The sequence below is a fragment of the Dorea sp. D27 genome, assembly GCF_001185345.1.
In the GTDB taxonomy this organism is placed as follows: Bacteria; Bacillota; Clostridia; order Lachnospirales; family Lachnospiraceae; genus Extibacter.
Genome location: NZ_KQ236743.1, coordinates 1,292,541 through 1,311,089, shown reverse-complemented (window position 1 = coordinate 1,311,089; position 18,549 = coordinate 1,292,541). Strand labels below are relative to the sequence as shown.

General features: G+C 50.0%; 16 protein-coding genes. 15 read left to right on the top strand and 1 reads right to left on the bottom strand.

What is annotated here, in order from left to right:
• Window positions 1-156: 156 nt before the first annotated feature.
• The 15 genes from allE to HMPREF0980_RS06090 all read left to right on the top strand — a co-directional run bounded on the left by allE (window position 157) and on the right by HMPREF0980_RS06090 (window position 17,577).
• A complete protein-coding gene (gene allE, locus HMPREF0980_RS06165) occupies window positions 157-945 on the top strand; it encodes a (S)-ureidoglycine aminohydrolase (protein WP_049728203.1) in 789 nt (262 codons plus the stop codon).
• Window positions 946-970: 25 nt separating this feature from the next.
• The gene (locus HMPREF0980_RS06160; RefSeq protein ID WP_049728202.1) at window positions 971-1,354 is read left to right on the top strand and encodes a Rid family detoxifying hydrolase; all 384 of its coding nucleotides are present in this window, start codon (window positions 971-973) and stop codon (window positions 1,352-1,354) included.
• A 39-nt stretch (window positions 1,355-1,393) separates the two neighbouring features.
• Window positions 1,394-2,446 (top strand): ureidoglycolate dehydrogenase, encoded by a 1,053-nt coding sequence (gene allD, locus HMPREF0980_RS06155; RefSeq protein WP_049728201.1) that lies wholly within the window; start codon window positions 1,394-1,396, stop codon window positions 2,444-2,446.
• Between the two features lie 14 nt (window positions 2,447-2,460).
• The gene (fdrA, locus tag HMPREF0980_RS18525) at window positions 2,461-5,475 is read left to right on the top strand and encodes a bifunctional FdrA/YlbE family protein (RefSeq protein ID WP_084002661.1); all 3,015 of its coding nucleotides are present in this window, start codon (window positions 2,461-2,463) and stop codon (window positions 5,473-5,475) included.
• Between the two features lie 33 nt (window positions 5,476-5,508).
• Window positions 5,509-6,444: a carbamate kinase gene (gene arcC / locus HMPREF0980_RS06140; protein ID WP_049728200.1), complete on the top strand. Its 936-nt coding sequence runs from the start codon at window positions 5,509-5,511 to the stop codon at window positions 6,442-6,444.
• A gap of 14 nt (window positions 6,445-6,458) precedes the next feature.
• Window positions 6,459-8,072 carry an L-lactate permease gene (locus HMPREF0980_RS06135; protein WP_049728199.1) on the top strand — a complete coding sequence of 538 codons (1,614 nt, stop codon included), beginning with the start codon at window positions 6,459-6,461 and terminating at the stop codon, window positions 8,070-8,072.
• A gap of 19 nt (window positions 8,073-8,091) precedes the next feature.
• Window positions 8,092-8,298 carry a hypothetical protein gene (locus HMPREF0980_RS06130; protein WP_049728198.1) on the top strand — a complete coding sequence of 69 codons (207 nt, stop codon included), beginning with the start codon at window positions 8,092-8,094 and terminating at the stop codon, window positions 8,296-8,298.
• Window positions 8,299-8,335: 37 nt separating this feature from the next.
• Entirely contained in the window at window positions 8,336-9,577 is a 1,242-nt protein-coding gene (locus HMPREF0980_RS06125; protein WP_049728197.1) for a M20 family metallo-hydrolase, read from the top strand.
• 26 nt (window positions 9,578-9,603) lie between these two features.
• On the top strand, window positions 9,604-10,608 hold the full coding sequence (locus HMPREF0980_RS06120) for a FadR/GntR family transcriptional regulator (RefSeq protein ID WP_049728196.1): 1,005 nt from the start codon (window positions 9,604-9,606) through the stop codon (window positions 10,606-10,608).
• 119 nt (window positions 10,609-10,727) lie between these two features.
• Entirely contained in the window at window positions 10,728-12,416 is a 1,689-nt protein-coding gene (locus HMPREF0980_RS06115) for a PucR family transcriptional regulator (RefSeq protein WP_084002676.1), read from the top strand.
• 226 nt (window positions 12,417-12,642) lie between these two features.
• Complete coding sequence (locus HMPREF0980_RS06110) at window positions 12,643-13,890, top strand: Zn-dependent hydrolase (RefSeq protein WP_049728195.1); 1,248 nt, start codon at window positions 12,643-12,645, stop codon at window positions 13,888-13,890.
• Between the two features lie 38 nt (window positions 13,891-13,928).
• Window positions 13,929-15,089, top strand: coding sequence for an NAD(P)/FAD-dependent oxidoreductase (locus HMPREF0980_RS06105; RefSeq protein WP_049728355.1), 1,161 nt, complete (start codon window positions 13,929-13,931; stop codon window positions 15,087-15,089).
• A gap of 57 nt (window positions 15,090-15,146) precedes the next feature.
• Window positions 15,147-15,941, top strand: coding sequence for an electron transfer flavoprotein subunit beta/FixA family protein (locus tag HMPREF0980_RS06100; RefSeq protein WP_049728194.1), 795 nt, complete (start codon window positions 15,147-15,149; stop codon window positions 15,939-15,941).
• Window positions 15,942-16,925 (top strand): electron transfer flavoprotein subunit alpha/FixB family protein, encoded by a 984-nt coding sequence (locus tag HMPREF0980_RS06095; RefSeq protein WP_049728193.1) that lies wholly within the window; start codon window positions 15,942-15,944, stop codon window positions 16,923-16,925.
• A 130-nt stretch (window positions 16,926-17,055) separates the two neighbouring features.
• Window positions 17,056-17,577, top strand: coding sequence for a nitroreductase family protein (locus HMPREF0980_RS06090; protein ID WP_049728192.1), 522 nt, complete (start codon window positions 17,056-17,058; stop codon window positions 17,575-17,577).
• A 61-nt stretch (window positions 17,578-17,638) separates the two neighbouring features.
• Here the strand turns inward: HMPREF0980_RS06090 and HMPREF0980_RS06085 are convergent, their stop codons facing one another.
• Window positions 17,639-18,541: a sensor histidine kinase gene (locus HMPREF0980_RS06085; protein ID WP_049728191.1), complete on the bottom strand. Its 903-nt coding sequence runs from the start codon at window positions 18,539-18,541 to the stop codon at window positions 17,639-17,641.
• Window positions 18,542-18,549 lie beyond the last annotated feature (8 nt).

Below are 18,549 nucleotides of genomic sequence, written 5' to 3'. Positions count from 1 at the left end.
GAAAAAAATGACAATGGGGTATAAAGTTGATAAAAATTCGGTTCGGTTTTCTCAATAATAATAATTGAAAAATCAGGAATTAGTTGTCATAATTGTGGTATAAAAACTGGTTGACCACTAGAGCAAATTAAGAGGAAAGAAAGAGAGGAATTAAAAATGAGTTATTTAAACGATCAGGTAGGGTACCGTGAGGAGCTTTTGATGACACGTTCCGTAATCAAGAAAGAGAATTATGTGCTTCTTGAGCCAGACGGACTTGTGAAGAACAGCATCCCGGGCTACGAGAACTGTGACGTGACAATCCTTGGCTCACCGGCGATGGGAGCATCTTTTGCCGATTATCTCGTGACGGCAAGAGAAGGCGGCAAGAACAGCGGAATCGGCGGTGAAGGGCTGGAGACGTTTCTGTATGTGATATCAGGCGAAGTTACGGTTAAAAATGCGGATAAAGAAGAAGCGCTCACAGCAGGCGGATATATCTTCTCACCTGAAAGCAACGTAGTATCTTTTGAGAACAAGGGCAAGGAAGAGGCTAAGCTTTTTGTATACAAACGCAGATACGAACGAGTGGAAGGCTACAGTGCATACACGGTTGTGGGCAATGCTAACGACCTGCCATGGATCGAATATGAAGGGATGGAGAACTGCCATATCAAAGATTTCCTTCCGGCTGCAGGTGATTTTGGATTTGATATGAATATGCACATTCTCAAATTTAAGCTTGGTGCGTCACATGGCTATATCGAGACGCATGTACAGGAGCATGGAATGTATTTCCTGCAGGGCAAGGGCATGTACCGTGTAGATGACGAATGGGTACCAGTCAAAGCAGGCGATTATATGTTCCTGGATGCATATTGCCCACAGGCTTGTTACGCAGTAGGCCGTGAGGAAGACTTCGCTTATATCTACTCCAAAGACTGTAACAGAGACGTGGTATTATAAAACCGGGGAAAGGCAGAAAGATAAGATGGGCAGAAAAGTTGTGATGTCTCAGAATGCAGGGAAGACAGGGCCGTATTCACATGCTGCAGATGCGGACGGCTTCGTGTTCTTATCCGGACAGACGCCAATCGATCCGGCAACCGGACAGCTGGTACAAGGAGATATCGCCGTCCAGACAAGGCAGAGCTTCTCCAACCTGTTCCATGTGTTGGAAGAAGCGGGACTGACACCGGATGACGTGCAGAAGGTCAACGTATACCTGGCGGATATGAATGATTTCGAGGCGATGAATGCAGTATATGCGGAGCAATTTACAGAGCCTTATCCGGCGCGGAGTACGGTTGGAGTTACTGCTCTTGTGGGGGGCGCAAAGATAGAAGTTGAAATGACTGCGAGAAGAAGCCGGTAATAAAAGAGAGATTATGAATAGCAAAGAGGAGCAGAAAAAATGAAACTATCTCGGGATGAATTAAAAAACCTGATGAAAAATAAACTGATAAAAGCGGGCTTAAGTGAAGAACATGCAGATATGACGGCAGAGATACTCACATGGTCTGACGAAAGGGGATACCATTCTCATGGTGCCGTCCGGGTGGAGTATTACAGCGAGCGGATTGCAAAAGGCGGCATTACGACAGCCCCTGCGTTTGAATGGAAAGAGACGGGACCGTGCTCTGCGATATATGAAGGGGACAACGGCTGTGGATATGTAGCGTCTACCCTTGCCATGGAAAAGACGATAGAGATGGCTAAAAAGTCGGGTATCGCCGTGACGGGCATCCGCAACATATCCCACAGCGGTTCCATCGGATATTATACAGAGATGGCTGCAAAGCAGGATCTGGTGGCAATCGCGTTCTGCCAGTCTGATCCGATGGCAGTGCCGTTCGGAGGAACGGAGCCTTACTATGGCACGAATCCCATCTCGTTTGCAGCGCCTACGGCTGATGACAGGACGGTTGTATTCGATATGGCAACGACAGTCCAGGCATGGGGAAAGATTCTGGATAAGCGCTCCAGACACGAGCCGATACCGGATTCCTGGGCGGTGGATGAAAAAGGACAGCCCGTGACAGATTCCAGCCTTGTCAACGCGCTGCTTCCGATTGCAGGCGCAAAAGGATACGGACTTATGATGATGGTCGACGTATTTGCAGGTGTGCTGCTTGGCGTCCCGTTTGGAAAGCATGTAAGTTCTATGTACCATGATCTCTCCAAGGGCAGAGATCTGGGACAGATGTTCATCGTCATGGATCCGTCCAGGTTCGTCGGACTGGATGCATTTAAGAAGTCGATGTCCCAGGTACTGGATGAGCTGGGAGAGATGCCTGCGGCCGAAGGATACGGTAAAGTATACTATCCGGGCGAACGTGCGGTCATGCGACGTGATAAGGCATATGAAACAGGCGGCGTGGAGATCGTAGATGAGATTTATAACTATCTCGTAAGTGAGGATGTACATTACGACAGATACGACCACAAAAACAGATTTGCCGAATAGGGGAAGGAGAACGTATGTTAAAGACAATTGTGAAGAAGGGAAGCTATCATGATTCCGTTGTTCTCATGCTTTTGACGAACCAGATTTCAACAATCAAAGGTGTGAAGAAGGTATCGATCATGATGGCCACACCCGCCAATAAAGATATATACAGACAGAGCGGACTGAGTACGGAAGAACTGGAGAGCGCGTCAGCAAATGACATGGTGGTCGTTGCGGATGTGGATGACGAGAGCCTTCTCGATACGATTATGCAGGAGACAGAAGCGTTTTTCAAGAAGCAGTCTACCAAAGAAGGCGACAAAAAGGGAGCCGAGGCGGTAAAGTCTTGGGATAAGGCGCTTGAGAAGCTGCCGGAGGCAAACCTTGCAGTTATCTCAATCCCGGGAGCCTATGCGGCATTGGAAGCTGACCGTGCGCTGGACGAGGGTATGAATGTGTTTATGTTCAGCGATAATGTGACGCTGGAAGACGAGATCCAGCTGAAAAAGAAAGCACATGACAAAGGGCTGGCAGTGATGGGTCCTGACTGTGGCACTGGAATTATCCAGGGCGTGCCGGTTGCATTTACGAACAATGTAACGCCCGGCTCTATCGGCATTATCGGAGCCTCGGGAACAGGCATCCAGGAGCTGACGACAATCATCGACCGTCTCGGGGAGGGCGTCAAGAATGCCATCGGAACCGGCGGACGCGACTTGTCTTCGGAAGTGGGCGGTACTACGATGATGGATATGATTGAGGCGATGGAGAGCGACACGAGCGTCAAAGTGCTCATCATCATATCCAAGCCGCCGGCTAAAGACGTAAGGGATAGGATTTCCGACCGTTTAAGCAACTTTAAGAAGCCGGTAATCACCTTGTTCCTCGGCGAAAAGCCGGAGTACCACGAGGAGAACTTCTACCACGCGTACACGCTGGATGAAGCTGCCCGTCTGGCAGTAGGGCTCGTAAGAGGTGAAGAGGTGAAAGAGGCGGAAGTGAACGTTGATTCTGCTCATTTCTTCAAACCGGAAGACAAGAAGACAATCAAGGCATATTATTCCGGAGGGACACTTGCAGGTGAGGCTGCCATGCTCATCAAAGACGCACTTGACATGAAAGTGCCGCCACAGAAGGCGGAAGGTTTCATGCTCAAGACCGGCGGACACATCGTGGTGGACCTCGGAGATGACGTATATACCCAGGGCAAGCCTCATCCGATGATTGACCCGGCCAAGCGTATCGAGTGCATGCAGGAAGCTATCGACGATGCGTCTACAGGGGTCATCCTTCTGGATATCATGCTCGGATACGGCTCCCACGAAGATATGGCAGGAGCACTTCTCCCGTCTATCATAGAACTGAGAGACAAGGCAGAAGCGGAAGGAAGGAGACTATTCTTTGTTGCCACAGTATGCGGCACGAGAAGAGATTTCCAGAATTATGACGAAGCAGTCGGCAAGCTGAAAGATGCCGGCGTCATCGTCTGTGAGAACAACAAGCTGGCAGTCCACACAGCTATCCGTGCTATCGGCATGGACTTCGAAGAACCGGCAAAAGAGATACGGGCGAAAAAAGTGGCGGAGATGGAAAGATCAGAGGCGTCAGAGAAACTGATTCAGCTTCTTTCCGAAAAGCCGAAGATTATAAATATAGGCCTGAAGAGCTTTGCACAAGTTGTAGAATCGTTTGGCTGCGACGTCGTACAGTATGACTGGATGCCTCCGGCAGGCGGAGATGTGAAGCTCATCAAGACGCTTTCCTTCCTGCGTGGCTATGAAGGCTTTGATATGGATGAGGCAAACCGGTCCGTGATTGCCAAAATTGTGGCAAGCCAGCCGGTCATAAAAGATGTCGTGCCTGCAAAGTCTGTTATCAAGGAACTGAATGAAGGGAAGGTTATCCTTCACGCCGGCCCGCCAATCCAGTATAAAGATATGCCGGACCCGGTTCAGGGTTCCTGCGTTGGAGCTGCCTTGTTTGAAGGATGGGCCGCAACAGAGGAAGAGGCGAGGAAAATCCTGGAGTCTGGAGAAGTCACGTTCATTCCGTGCCACCATGTAAAGGCAGTGGGACCGATGGGCGGGATTACTTCCGCGCACATGCCCGTATTCGTAGTGGAGAACACGACGGACGGCAACGAAGCGTACTGTACGATGAATGAAGGCATCGGCAAGGTGCTCCGGTTCGGCGCTTATTCACAGGAGGTCGTAGACCGGCTGCTGTGGATGAAGGAAGTGCTGGGACCGACGCTTGGCAGGGCAATCCGCTCCATTGATGGCGGCCTTAATGTCAATCCGCTCGTTGCAAAAGCAATCGCCATGGGAGATGAGTTCCATCAGCGTAATATCGCAGCATCGCTGGCTTTCCTGAAAGAGGTAAGTCCTATCATAACGAAGATGGATATGGATGAAAAGGACCGCTATGATGTCATCAAGTTCCTGGCAGATACAGACCAGTTCTTCCTCAACATCATGATGGCCACGGGTAAGGCAGTCATGGACGGGGCGAGGCTCGTCACAGAAGGTACGGTCGTAACAGCTATGTGCAGAAACGGCGTCGAATTCGGCATCCGTATCAGCGGCATGGGGGACGAATGGTTCACGGCACCGGTCAATACGCCTCAGGGTCTCTATTTTACAGGTTATGACGGTGAGGACGCGTGCCCGGATATGGGAGACAGTGCGATTACGGAGACACTTGGCGTAGGCGGAATGGCTATGATTGCAGCTCCTGCAGTAACGCGGTTCGTAGGCGCAGGCGGATATGAAGATGCCCTGCGTACAAGTACAGAGATGACCGAGATAACGATAGACCGGAACCCGAATTTCATCATTCCGAACTGGAACTTCCAAGGTACATGCCTTGGAATAGACGCACGGCTCGTAGTGGAAAAAGGTATCACGCCGGTTATCAATACAGGCATCGCGCATAAAATTGCCGGATATGGGCAGATAGGGGCAGGTACGGTACACCCGCCGGTCGAATGCTTTGAAAAGGCAATCACAGCGTATGCCAGGAAGCTTGGATTCGATTCAGAAGAATAGTAAACAGAGCTTTCAAGCTGGGAGGACAGCCATATGAAAAAGAAAAGAGTTGTTATTGCATTAGGAGGAAATGCTCTTGGCAAGAATTATGAAGAGCAGAAAGAAGCGGTTGCAAAGACCGCGAAGGTTATCGTGGATCTCGTGCAGCAGGATATGGAAATCATCATCACCCATGGCAACGGCCCCCAGGTAGGGATGATACAGAACGCGATGGATCAGCTTGCGTGTACGTCAGAAGATTATAAAGAGACGCCGCTGCCTACCTGCGTGGCCATGAGCCAGGGATATATCGGGATAGACTTGCAGAACGCAATCAAATATGAGCTTTACAGCCGTGAAATGGATGTGAAAGTGTCTACTATCCTGTCTCAGGTTGAAGTGGATAAGGAAGATGAGGCGTTCAAGAGCCCCACAAAGCCAATCGGCCGTTTCCTGACAAAAGAAGAGGCGGCGAAAAATGAGGAGAACGGGATTCCGTGCATGGAAGATGCAGGAAGAGGCTACCGCATCGTGGTGGCCTCCCCGATGCCGAAAAGAATCCGGGAACTTCAGACGATTAAGACACTCGTTGATGCCGGACACATCGTCATTACATGCGGCGGGGGCGGAATACCGGTAGTGAACGACGGCGGCAGACTCTCAGGCGTCAGCGCCGTGATTGACAAAGATAATGTGAGCAGCCTTCTCGCGGCGGAACTTGACGCAGACTATCTGATCATACTGACTGCCGTCGAAAAGGTGGCAATCAATTTCGGCAGAGAGAACCAGAGATGGCTCAGCGACCTGACGGTAGATGAAGCGAGGGAATACATAGCACAGGATCAGTTCGCAAAGGGTTCCATGCTACCGAAGATCGAAGCCGCCATCCGTTTTGCAGAGTCCGCAGAAGGGCGCCACACGCTCATCACTCTGCTTGACAGGGCGGCAGATGGAATTGCCGGCAGGACGGGTACCGTAATACATAAGTAATTAGGAGATAGAATATGAACGTACCAACAAATCTGTTTATGTGGATAATGGCATGTCTGCCAATCATAGTTTTATTACTGCTGATGATCAAGTTCCAGTGGGGGGCTACAGAAGCTGCTCCGGTAGGACTCGTCATAACGATTGTCACAGGAATCTTGTTTTACAAAGCGGATATCAGGCTTCTGGCGAGTGAAAGCGCCAAGGGAATATGGAGTGCACTGATCATCCTCCTGATCGTATGGACAGCAATCCTGCTCTATCAGGTTGCCGATGAGGCAAAGGCGTTCCTCGTCATCAGGAACGGGATGAGAAAACTGCTCCCCAATGAGCTCCTTGTCGTTCTCGCGCTTGGCTGGATCTTGGAGAGCTTCCTCCAGGGCATCACCGGATTCGGCGTACCGGTAGCGGTTGGCGCGCCGCTGCTGATCGGCATAGGGGTGACCCCTCTGTACGCGGTTATCATCCCGCTTCTTGGTCAGGCGTGGGGCAATACGTTCGGAACACTGGCCGCTGCGTGGGACGCGCTCGTGATGTCCACCGGCCTGGAGCCGGGAAGTCCTGATTATCTGGCCGCGGCATTCTGGGCAGGCTTATTCATCTGGCTGTGGAATGTCATTACCGGTCTTGTGATATGCTGGTTCTATGGCAAGGGCAGGGCGGTGAAGAAAGGGCTTCCGGCAGTACTTATACTGGCTGTTATCCAGGGCGGAGGCGAATTGCTGCTGACACAGGTGAATACGACGATATCCTGTTTCGTTCCATCCTGTATCTCGCTGGTCGTTCTGTTCCTGATAGGAAGGATGAAGATGTACAGAGAGGAATGGAGCCTTTCTGACAGCCCGATTATGAACCGCGCTTCATCTGCAGAGGATACCGCCGATGAAGCGCCGGAAGATATGTCCCTGCTGCAGGCATTTGTGCCGTATATACTGTTGACGGCGCTTACGATGATCGTACTCGTCGTGACTCCGGTGAACAAGTTCCTGGGACAGCTGTCCCTTGGGTTCTCATTCCCCGAGACTTCGACGGGATATGGATTTGTGAACAAGGCAGAGGCATGCTTCTCGCCGCTGGCGCCGTTCACCCATGCCAGCATGTTCCTGTTCCTTGCCTCTCTTGCAGGCATCGTATATTTTAAAAGGCATGGCTGGATCAAGGAGGGCGGCACAAAAAGAGTGTTTGCCAAATCAGTCGCAATGACGATGCCTTCCGGCATAGCGGTCATCGGCCTCGTCATCATGTCGAAGATAATGGGCGGAACCGGGCAGACCATGGTCCTGGCAGATGGCATCGCCAGAATCCTTGGCAAAGCTTATGTCATACTGGCGCCGGTGGTGGGCATGATTGGATCATTTATGACAGGAAGCAATATGTCTTCCAACATCCTGTTCGGCGACTTCCAGGTGACGACGGCAAACCTGCTTCATCTGGATAAGGCAGCATTCCTTGGAGCGCAGACCGCCGGAGGGGCTATCGGGAGCGCTATCAGCCCGAGCAAGATCATACTCGGGACGACGACGGCAGGAATTCTCGGAAGCGAGGGACAGGTACTGAAAAAGATTATACCAATTACGCTGACGACTACGCTCGTAATCGGAATCATCGTATTCGTGTCAGTGATATTGTAGAATCGGGAGATGTGGCACTATGGAAAAGAAACGTTTTTTTAAGACAAAAGAAGGCGGGCTTACGGCTGCATTCGTAGTCATACTGATAGCGTTCGTCCTTATCCTGGCAGGCCTTAAGATGCAGGGAGACGGGATGTGCGCGGCAGGATTCGTACTCATGGCCGCGGCAATGCTGTATTCGCCGCTGAAGGTATATGTGTTTGACCGCATGAAAAAGAAAAGTTAGATGAGATTCGCCGGTTGTGGCGAGAAAGGGTATATATATGGTTATTGAGGAGATTACAGGCAGAATCGCAAGAGATTTGGAGCATTTAAAACAATATACGGCGACACATGGAAATGGCTGCACGAGACTGCCGTTTACGAAGGAAGCAAGAAAGGCCGTAGATTATCTGAAAGAGCTGATGCACGAGATTGACCTGGAAGTATCCGAGGACGCGGCAGGCAATGTGTTCGGGGTATTGAAGGGAGAAGACCCGGATGCCCCCTGCGTGATGATGGGCTCTCACTATGACTCCGTAACGAACGGCGGAGACTATGACGGAATCGCTGGTGTCATCTGCGCGATAGAAGTGGCCCGCCTGCTCAGAGAAAAAGGTCTGAAACCAAAGAGGAGCTTTGTAGCCGCCGGATTTAACGATGAAGAGGGCATGAGATTCGGGACAGGATACTTTGGCTCCGGAGCGATGCTCGGGCACCGTGATGTAGAATATACGAAGAAGTTCTGTGACAAAGATGGAATCTCTATCTATGATGCAATGAAAGAGTATGGCCTTGTACCGGAGCATATAAGCGATGCGGCATGGGGAGACGGAAAGATAGGCTCCTTCCTGGAAGTACATATCGAGCAGGGACCTGTCCTTGATACGGAAGGCATTGAGCTTGGCCTCGTAGACTGCATCGTCGGAATACAGAGATATATGGTGACAGTCAACGGCCGTGCCGACCATGCAGGGACCACGCCTATGGATATGAGGATGGACGCAGTGGACGCGGCGGCGAAAGTGATCTCAAAGATTGCAGACTGGGCGAGAGAAAAGGCCGACGGTACGGTTGCCACGGTCGGATACATCAATACGGTTCCGGGCGGAATGAACATCGTCGCGGAGAAAGTTGAATTCACGGTAGACATCCGATCCAGAAACAACGACAACATTAATGACATTGCGGCCAGAATCAAGAAAGCGCTCGAGAGGGAAGTAGCCGAGTACGGCGGAAGCTATGAGATAGAAAACAAGCTGACGATCACTCCGGTGGAGCTCTCCGGTGAAATGCTGGATATCATGGAAGCGGAATGCAAAGAGCTTGGCTACAGTTACAAAAGGATGCTCAGCGGCGCAGGACACGACGCGCTGGAAATCGGGCAGAATCTCCCGACCGTCATGCTGTTCCTGCCGAGCAAAGACGGCAGAAGCCATTGTCCGGTTGAGTTTACGAAGTACAGCGATTTCGCGAAGGGTACTGTTATCATGCAGAAGCTGGCAGAAGAGCTGCTTGTCAAATAAAGGAACGGACTGGGGCGTAGGATCGTATGAACAGCCAGATGTTGAACCCGATATATAAAAAGGAAAATCTCCGCCAATTGAGAAGGTACCTCGGATTGACTCAGAAAGCGTTTATCTGCCGGTTCCTTCCTGATGCGCAAGGGGCGCCGTCTATGAGCGCGGCTACATATTCTAATGTGGAGTCCAGGGGTGGAAAGCGGCTTGACGAAGTGGTTCTGTCAGCCGCCTCTGCCCTGCATATAGACTCAATGATGTTCTCCATGAAGCCGGAGGAATTTGCACGGAAGATAGATATGCTTCTGCCTGCGACAAGAGCCGCGGAAGAGTTGTGCGGAAACAATGCCAAAAAAGGGAAGATAGATGAACTGCTGTTCAGGCTCACGATGTATTTTGCAGAAAAGCTGATGGATAAGGAGCTTAAAAAAGGAGACCAGATAGAATCCGACCGGGAGCTTGCAAGGAAGATGAACGTCGGACGTTCGGTAATCCGGGAAGCGCTTAAAGTGCTGGATGTTCTTGGGATGATTGACATCCGTCCCGGACAGGGTACTTATATCAGCAGCGCAGAAGCTGATTTTTTCATCATTCCCCTGTCATGGTCCCTTTTTCTGAACGGCAGCCAGGTGGAAGATATCCTTATGGTCAGGAACGTATTGGAAGTGAAAGCAGCGGAACTGGCGGCCGGCTGTAGTGAAGAGGCAGATGTCCATAAGCTGGAAGAAATCTCAGGGCTCGTCCGCACGGCTTACGTAGAGCAGAACGAAAGGGATCTGCTGGAGCATGATATAGAATTCCACACGTGCATCGCACAATGTTCCGGAAGCCAGGTCATCCACAGCATGATACAGACTATCAGCAATCTTATGAGGCACATCAGCGGTACAGGAATGGCAGACCACGGACAGCTGAAAGCTATCTGTGAGGAACATGAGAAAGTGCTTCAGTTCATTCTGGCCCGTGACAGCCGTGGAGCTGCACAGGCGATGGAGGAGCATCTGGAACAGTCTGTCACGAGATATAATTACAGATAATGCGACGAAAAAGACACAGGTATGACAATTTACGTTATACGGCTGTGTCTTTTTGTGTTATACTGAAGATATTCTTAGTCTGGGACGCTGTAAATGTCCGGCTGAGGCTAGTATCAATGATGACGGTGAGGTTGAAGATGGGATTTAGTGTAGAAGAGCTGCTGCAGGCAGAAGAGTTAAAGGATGTTAAAGTAATAGGCGGAGAGAAGTGGCTTGACAGGGAGATCAAAGGAGTTACGATTATCGAAGCTCCTGATATCGTCAAGTTTATAGACGGCGGCGAAGTGCTTCTCACAGGGCTGTATGCGTTCCGGTCATGTACCGTCGACGAGTTCAAAGGGTATCTCAATGAACTGACGAGAAAGAGCGTCAGCGCACTCGTCTTGAAGCGGGGGCGGAAAGTGGAGAATGCGGACACGAAGATTGGTCTTCTGATGGAGTTTTCTGAGACCCATGGAATACCAATCCTGGAAGTTCCCTTTGAATTCTCCTTCAGGGATATCATGAGCCTTATCATGGAGCGCCTGTTTAATGAGGAAGTGACAAGACTGAAGTATTTTAAAACTACATATGACAATTTTATAGCGCTTGCGCTTGCACCGGATTCCAAAGGAAAAGGAATCGACAATATACTGGACGTGCTTGCCAAGCTCATTCGCAATCCGGTTGCCGTTTTCAACCAGAATATGTCCTGCCTTGCCTGTACGGAAGGGGCGGACACGGAACTTAAGATCAGGAAAGACGCAGCCGCCTTTGAGCCGGGTACCTATTCTAATTACAATTACCTGAAGCAAAAGGGAGAAGTGGCCCAGTGCATCATCCAGGTCAAGATGAGCTTCCGGGAGAAGATATATCTCGTTGTCACCGAACTTAACCAGGCGTTCAACACGATGGACAGCATCGCGGCCGAGAGTGCCATTACGGCGCTCCGTTTTGAATTCTCCAGGCAGCATGCGGTGACAGAGCTGGAAAAGAAGTTTCAGAATGACATCATGCACAATATACTGAACGGAAAGGTGCATTCTATCGGAGAGCTCCAGAAGAATACGAGCCTGCTCGGTGTAGAGATAGATGGATGCTACCGGGTTATCGTGTTCGGGATGACGAATGAGGGCAGGGCGAAAGGCGACTTCAAGGCCAAGGTAAAGGATACGAACGTACTGAGCACCGCAATATTTGCCCACATTACAGATGCGCGGATACATAATGACCTGGACAAGATCGTCGTGATACAGAAGGTACAGAAGGAGCAGACGCAGGAAGAGTACCGCCGGGAGATAAAAGAAGTGGCAGAACAGGTGCAGGCAGATGTATCGGCATATAACAAGTATCTGAAAGTGAAAGCAGGAGTCGGGCGGATGGTAGAAGGGATAATAAACCTCCCGGAAAGCTTCAAGGAGGCGAAAGAGGCCTTTATGTTCGTTGACGTAGCCGGAGAGATATCTGAGGATGGAAATTCCCAGGCGATGATGTTCTCGGATCTGGGTATCTTCAAACTGCTATGCCAGCTTGATGATTCGTCTATGATGCTTGAATATGTGCCGGAGGGGCTTCAGAAGCTGTATAATTACAAGAAGCCGCAGAGGGACGATTTGATTGTCACTTTAAAGACGTATCTCGACAGGAACCAGAACCTGTCAAAGACGGCGCAGGACTTGTATGTACATTATAAGACCGCAGCCTACAGGATAGAAAAGATTACAAAGATAACAGGCATAGATTTTGACAATGCAAATGAAGTGCTGGCAGTCCGTATCGGCCTTGTGGTATACAAGATGATTGAGAATTACAATAAGGATTTCATATAATTTCCGGAGAGAAACAGGAAGAGAGAGATAGTTTATCCAGACTAGATAAATTATCTCTCTTTTTTTATCTTTATGCTCCGATGCATTCTGTTAAAAAATTATCTATAATGTGCAATATAGATAAAAAACATCTAACGAGTAACAGATATGTATACTTAATGAATGATTGGTATTTGGCTGCAAGTGTGCACAATTACCAAGTCGGAAAGCAGTATGGAGGGATTTTATGGACATTAACTTGGAAAGGGTCCTTTCCCGTCTGGAAGAGCTGTATCAGTGCGGTGCGCAGGACGACGGAACGTATACGAGGATGGCTTATTCGCCCGAAGATGTAAGAGGGAGAGAGACATTCAAGGGATATTTCCGCAAGCTTGGGCTGGAGCCCTGCATGGATGAGGCCGGCAATCTGATTGTCAGGCTGGAAGGAGAGCATCCAAATCTGCCGGCCATCGTGACAGGCTCCCATCTGGATACGGTTCCGGACGGCGGAAAATATGACGGGGTGCTCGGCTGTGTTGCAGGCCTGGAAGTGTGTGAGACTCTTATCGAGAATGGCACGAAGCTGAAGCATCCGCTGGAAGTCGTCGTATTTACGGATGAGGAAGGATTTCGCTTCGGAAGCGGGCTTCTTGGCAGCGGCGCCATGTGTGGGGAGGAGCTTCCTATCAGCGAAACAGACGAGGACATGTACGGGATGTCCAGGGGGGAAGTGATGAAAGCCTGCGGACTCAATGTCGCGGACGTGCCCAGGGCGGAACGTATGAAAGAGAGCATACACTGTTTTCTGGAACTTCACGTAGAGCAGGGGGCTTCTCTATATAAGAGCCGGACACCTGTTGGTATCGTATCATCCATCGCCGGCGTAAGCCGATATGAAATCAACATCAAGGGGGAGGCCAACCACGCGGGAAGCACCGTGATGGCAGACCGCAGGGACGCCCTCGTGGCAGCTTCCAGATTCATAGCCGCCGTGCCGCAGATTGTGAAGGAGTACGGCAATGCATATACGGTGGCGACGGTCGGCACGATGAAAGTAGTTCCCAATTCCGTCAATGTAATTCCGGGGACGTGTACCTTTAATCTGGAAATCAGAGACCAGGACGGAACGATGATAGAGCGAATCGAAAAGAAATTAAAAGAGCGGCTGGAACACATCTGCAATGAGATGGAGGAAGCGTGTTCTTTTGAACGATTCTCTTACCATGAACCCGCGCCTATGGCTCAGTGGGTCAAAAACAGCATCGAGGCATCCGTACAGGAGCTGGGCATTGGCTATGCCGTGCTGCCAAGCGGCGCGTTTCACGATTCTCTTATCATGACCTCCAGATTTCCGACGGGAATGATATTTGTGCCAAGCGTGGATGGTATCAGCCATTCAAGATATGAATTTACAGAAGGAGAAGACATCCGGCAGGGATGCAGGGTGCTTCTGGAAACGATTCTCAAGTTAGATGACATGGATGCTCCATGTTAAAAAATAAAAAGATAAAAACAAGAAAGGTAGGTAATGTTATGGACAAGAAAAAAATCGGAATCATTGGCGGAGGTATTTCAGGAACCTGTCTCGGATATCATCTGAGCCTTTATGATAATGCAGAGGTGGTCGTATTTGAAAAAGACACCATAGGAGGAGCTTCCACTGCTAAATCTGCAGGAACAGTATGCCTTTTTGACGATTCTTTACGAAACAGATATTGGGATGTGAGGCTGTATGGATTTGAATCTTATCTCAAGATGGAAGAGGAAGAGAAAGGCTCCGCAGGCTTTGACAAGACAGGAACGCTTGTTGTGGCCACAGACGAGAAGGTGGAGGCGACTATCAAGACAGGTATCGCGCTTGCAAAGGCTGCAGGCTATACAGGAGAATACATTACAGACAAGGACAGAATCAAGGAGATTCTTCCTGACATCTCAACAGAGAACATACTCGGAGCAGGATATACGCAGGATGACGGTTACTTTGACGGAACGATGATATCGAATACATATGCAAAGAAAATGCAGAAGAACGGCGGAACGGTCAAGACCGGCGTCAAGGTGACAGAAGTCAAGGTTGAGGACAAGAAGGTCAAAGGTCTCAAGACGAGCGACGGAGAAGACTATGAGTTTGACTATGTAGTAGACTGTACAGGGCCATGGAGCAAATTCACAGGTGAGATGGTGGGCATGGACGTACCGATCTGGCACACGAAGGCAGAAGCATTCTTCTTATGCCCTCCTGGAAAGAAATTAGGATATACGTTCCCTGTATTGAAGTATCCTGCATTCTATGCCCTTAGAGCAGGCGACAATATCTTTATCTGCAAGTCCCATCTTTCTATGGATTTGAGCAATCCTATGCATGCAGGGCAGTGGGATCCAGACAAGCTTCCGGCTACAGGCGGGACAGATGACTATTTCATCGACTTCCTGCTCGACCAGCTCGAGTGCAGGGTACCTGGCATCGTGGACAGCGGCCTCGTTTCATCCTGGCTGTCATACAGGGCGGAGCCGAAAGATTTCCTGCCAATCCTTGGAGAGACGCCGGTAGAAGGATATGTTCTCGCGACAGGGTACGGCGGAAACGGTGTCATCGAGGCACCGGCGGCCAGCAGAGACCTTGCAAAATTCATCATGCGCGGAGAGAAGACTCCATTACTGGAAGACTGGGCATTTGAACGTCTGTTAAAGTAACTATGCCTGATTGAACATCAGCGGTTCGATAAGGATGTATAACAGAGAGGAGAAGATATGAATATAGCAGTTCTTATAAAGCAGGTACCTGTTTCCAATGACGTTTCGGTAGACCCGGAAACCCACGCGCTTGTCCGTGCAAGCTCAGAGGGGATGATCAATCCTGCGGATTTGAATGCGATTGAAGCGGCTATGTTATTAAAAGAGCAGACGGAAGGCAAAGTCGTAGTATTCACGATGGGGCCTCCGGATGCAGAGAAGGCACTGAGAGACGCGATGGCGATGGGCTGTGATGAGAGCTGTCTCATTACGGACAGATGCCTTGCCGGAGGAGATACGATCGCGACAGCAAAGGTGCTTGCAAAAAGCATTGAGAAATATGGAACATTTGATTTGATTTTGAGCGGAGCGCTGTCGGCAGACGGCGCTACCGGGCAAGTGGGAGCGATGGCAGCTGAGTATATGGGAATCCCACATGTGTCAGAGATACAGGGGATTGTCTATGACGAGCACGCGGCCGGCAGTATTCTGGCGGTGAAAAAGTTCCAGGGGATGGAGTTTAAGATTAAAGCTGCACTTCCTGCACTCATGAGCGTGTGCTTTGGATGTAATGAACCACGTCTGGCAACGCTGCGCACAAAGCGGGCGGCAAAGAGCAAGCCGCTTCAAGTATTCACGAATGCCGAACTTGGAATGGCGGCGGATGAAATTGGACTGGAAGGTTCCCCTACCGTCGTGACGGACTCTTTTGAACCGGAAAGTACAAGAAAAGCGCAGATGCTAAGTGGTACGCCGGATGAGCTGGCACGAAAACTGAAAGAGTTAATCGAGACTGAGAAAGGAAAAGAATAGATGGCTGATGGAATATGTGTTTTCGCAGAGAATTATAATGGAAATATAGAGCCTGTCGTGGCAGAACTGGTCAGTGCGGCACATTTCATTAAAGAGACGACCGGTGAGAAGATTCAGGCGGTTGTTGCGGCCAGCGACTGTGAGAATCTCGTGAGCCAGCTTAACGGTTCCGGCGTGGATGAAATATATGCGGTCAGGACCGATCGGGACTGTACGTTCCAGGACGACGAGCTCAGCCAGGTGATTGCAGAGATGATTAAAAAAATCGACCCGTCAAGCGTACTCGTTCCGGCGACGGCAATCGGGCGTTCTGTATTCTCCAGAGTTGCGGCCCGCCTTGGCTGCGGTCTTACGGCGGACTGTACAGAGCTGCTCGTAGACAAACGGGAGGACGGAAGCTTCTACATCAAACAGAACAAACCTTCCTTCGGAGAAAATGTATTTGTCACGATTGTGACAAAAGAAGGATTCTATCCCCAGATGATGACGGTAAGGCCCGGCGTGTATACGCCTTATGAGGCGGCTGCTGGCGGCAGGGCCGAAGTGGTATATTTTGACGATATCGTCCTTCCGGAATCTAAGATAGAGATAGTGGAGATTCAGCCCGCCTCCAGCGATACGGACAGCATCCTCTCGGCTGAAGTGGTAGTCGTGGGAGGCCGCGGTGCAGAAAGTGAAGAGAATTTTGAATTGCTGAAAAAGTTTGCCGATAAGCTGGAAGCGGCAATCGGGGGCACGAGGCCCCTGGCGGATACCGGAATGATTCCGTTTGAGCATCAGATTGGGCAGACCGGCTTTACAATACGGCCGCGGATCTGCATCTCCCTTGGAGTGTCAGGGGCTATCCAGCATACGGAAGGAATCAAGGACACGAAGCTGTTTGTCGCAATCAATGAGGATGAGAATGCACCTATCTTCAACGTATCCGATTATGGAATCATCGGTGATATGAAAGAAGTGTTGCAGTCCTATCTGGAGCTATAACGGTCCCGCAAATTGACGAATCCCTCCAGAAGATATAATATAGACGTATACCAGACCAGGGAGAGATATCTTGCTATAGATATCTTTTTCTGGTTCATCGTCAGATGGACAAAGAAAGGAAGTAGGTTAGATGGAATTATTAGAGATCATGAGGAAACGACGGAGTATCAGGAATTATACGGATGAGCCGGTAAAAGAAGAAGACCTCCAGAAAATTATACAGGCCGGCCTGTTGTCAGAATCAGGAAAGGCGAAGCGCCCGTGGGAATTTATCGTCGTCCGGAATAAGGAAGTGCTGGAGCACCTTTCCCTGTGCAGGGAAGGCGGAGTAAAAATGCTGAAGGAGGCACAGTGCGCCATCGTCGTGACCGGTGATGCGGATGTGCAGGACGTATGGGTGGAAGACTGCTCTGTCGCCATGGCACATATGCATCTGATGGCCTCCAGCCTCGGTGTTGGGAGCTGCTGGATACAGGGCAGGCTGAGGAAGTCAGAAGAGGGCACGACGACAGAAGAATACGTCAGGGAGAAGCTTGGATTCCCGGAGAACTTCAAGCTGGAGGCGATACTGTCTCTTGGTATGCCTGCCGTGAAAATGCCCGCTTACAGTCTGGAAGAACTGCCGATGGAGAAAGTCCGGGTGGTTGTTTAGTGAAACTAGACTGCGTGCGGGGAGCCGGGTGGCATCTGCCTTCCCATCGGCGTCCACTTCACTAAACTCCTATTACAGGAGGAAAGAGCAGCTGTATGTGGAGCATGCCTTCTGCATACGTCACTTTTATACTGCCGCCCATTTGTTCTGTGAGCGTTTTGGCTATGGACAGGCCTAATCCTGTAGATTTGTTTGCTGTCTTGACCGTATAATACCGGTCAAGCAGCCTTCCTGCCTGTATTTCGTCCAGCCCTTCGGCATGGTTGGCAAATTCGATTTCACCTGATTCATATAAGGCGATCAGCAGATCTCCGTCACTGTATTTGACTGCGTTGCTTATTATATTGCCGAATATACGATAGAGCGCATTTTTATCAAGTCCACGTATAACGGCTTTTTCGGGCATGGTGACGGATGGTGTGATGTTACAGCCTTTCAGTACGGCGTAATAGGCCGATATGCTTTCTTCAAGAATACGGTTGAGGCTTACGGGCTCGCTGTTTCGCGCTATATAGCCGGACGTGGAGAAAGAGTAGTGGAAGAGTTCTTGCGTCAGCTCGTTCAGGACTTCCGTGCGGTCTTCAATAATAGTAATACAGCGACGGACATCCTCAGACATCTCTTTCTGTTCCAGCATATCCAGATAGCCGCGTATGGCAGTAAGCGGCGTCCTGATGTCATGTGATATATTTGTTATGGCATCCTTCACATTTGCGTCGCCTTGTTGGAAACGATGCCTTTCTTCTCTGAGAAGACGAAGCTGCGAATTGATATTTTCGGCCAGTTCTCTCATATAAGGGTCACGGCTTGAGATATCGATAAGCGTATTCGTCTCCGTTTCAAGCTTCTCTGAAAAGGCTTCTTTTATTTCCACGGCTGATTTTTGCAGTACACGTATTTTAAACGAGAGCAGGATGACTATGATAATCAGGGTGACGAAAAGGACACATAACAGGATTGGCATAGGAGCTC

Coding starts and splice junctions, on each gene's coding strand:
- allE (WP_049728203.1), top strand. CDS start 157: ATGAGTTATTTAAACGATCAGGTAGGGTACCGTGAGGAGCTTTTGATG.
- HMPREF0980_RS06160 (WP_049728202.1), top strand. CDS start 971: ATGGGCAGAAAAGTTGTGATGTCTCAGAATGCAGGGAAGACAGGGCCG.
- allD (WP_049728201.1), top strand. CDS start 1,394: ATGAAACTATCTCGGGATGAATTAAAAAACCTGATGAAAAATAAACTG.
- fdrA (WP_084002661.1), top strand. CDS start 2,461: ATGTTAAAGACAATTGTGAAGAAGGGAAGCTATCATGATTCCGTTGTT.
- arcC (WP_049728200.1), top strand. CDS start 5,509: ATGAAAAAGAAAAGAGTTGTTATTGCATTAGGAGGAAATGCTCTTGGC.
- HMPREF0980_RS06135 (WP_049728199.1), top strand. CDS start 6,459: ATGAACGTACCAACAAATCTGTTTATGTGGATAATGGCATGTCTGCCA.
- HMPREF0980_RS06130 (WP_049728198.1), top strand. CDS start 8,092: ATGGAAAAGAAACGTTTTTTTAAGACAAAAGAAGGCGGGCTTACGGCT.
- HMPREF0980_RS06125 (WP_049728197.1), top strand. CDS start 8,336: ATGGTTATTGAGGAGATTACAGGCAGAATCGCAAGAGATTTGGAGCAT.
- HMPREF0980_RS06120 (WP_049728196.1), top strand. CDS start 9,604: ATGAACAGCCAGATGTTGAACCCGATATATAAAAAGGAAAATCTCCGC.
- HMPREF0980_RS06115 (WP_084002676.1), top strand. CDS start 10,728: ATGACGGTGAGGTTGAAGATGGGATTTAGTGTAGAAGAGCTGCTGCAG.
- HMPREF0980_RS06110 (WP_049728195.1), top strand. CDS start 12,643: ATGGACATTAACTTGGAAAGGGTCCTTTCCCGTCTGGAAGAGCTGTAT.
- HMPREF0980_RS06105 (WP_049728355.1), top strand. CDS start 13,929: ATGGACAAGAAAAAAATCGGAATCATTGGCGGAGGTATTTCAGGAACC.
- HMPREF0980_RS06100 (WP_049728194.1), top strand. CDS start 15,147: ATGAATATAGCAGTTCTTATAAAGCAGGTACCTGTTTCCAATGACGTT.
- HMPREF0980_RS06095 (WP_049728193.1), top strand. CDS start 15,942: ATGGCTGATGGAATATGTGTTTTCGCAGAGAATTATAATGGAAATATA.
- HMPREF0980_RS06090 (WP_049728192.1), top strand. CDS start 17,056: ATGGAATTATTAGAGATCATGAGGAAACGACGGAGTATCAGGAATTAT.
- HMPREF0980_RS06085 (WP_049728191.1), bottom strand. CDS start 18,541: ATGCCAATCCTGTTATGTGTCCTTTTCGTCACCCTGATTATCATAGTC.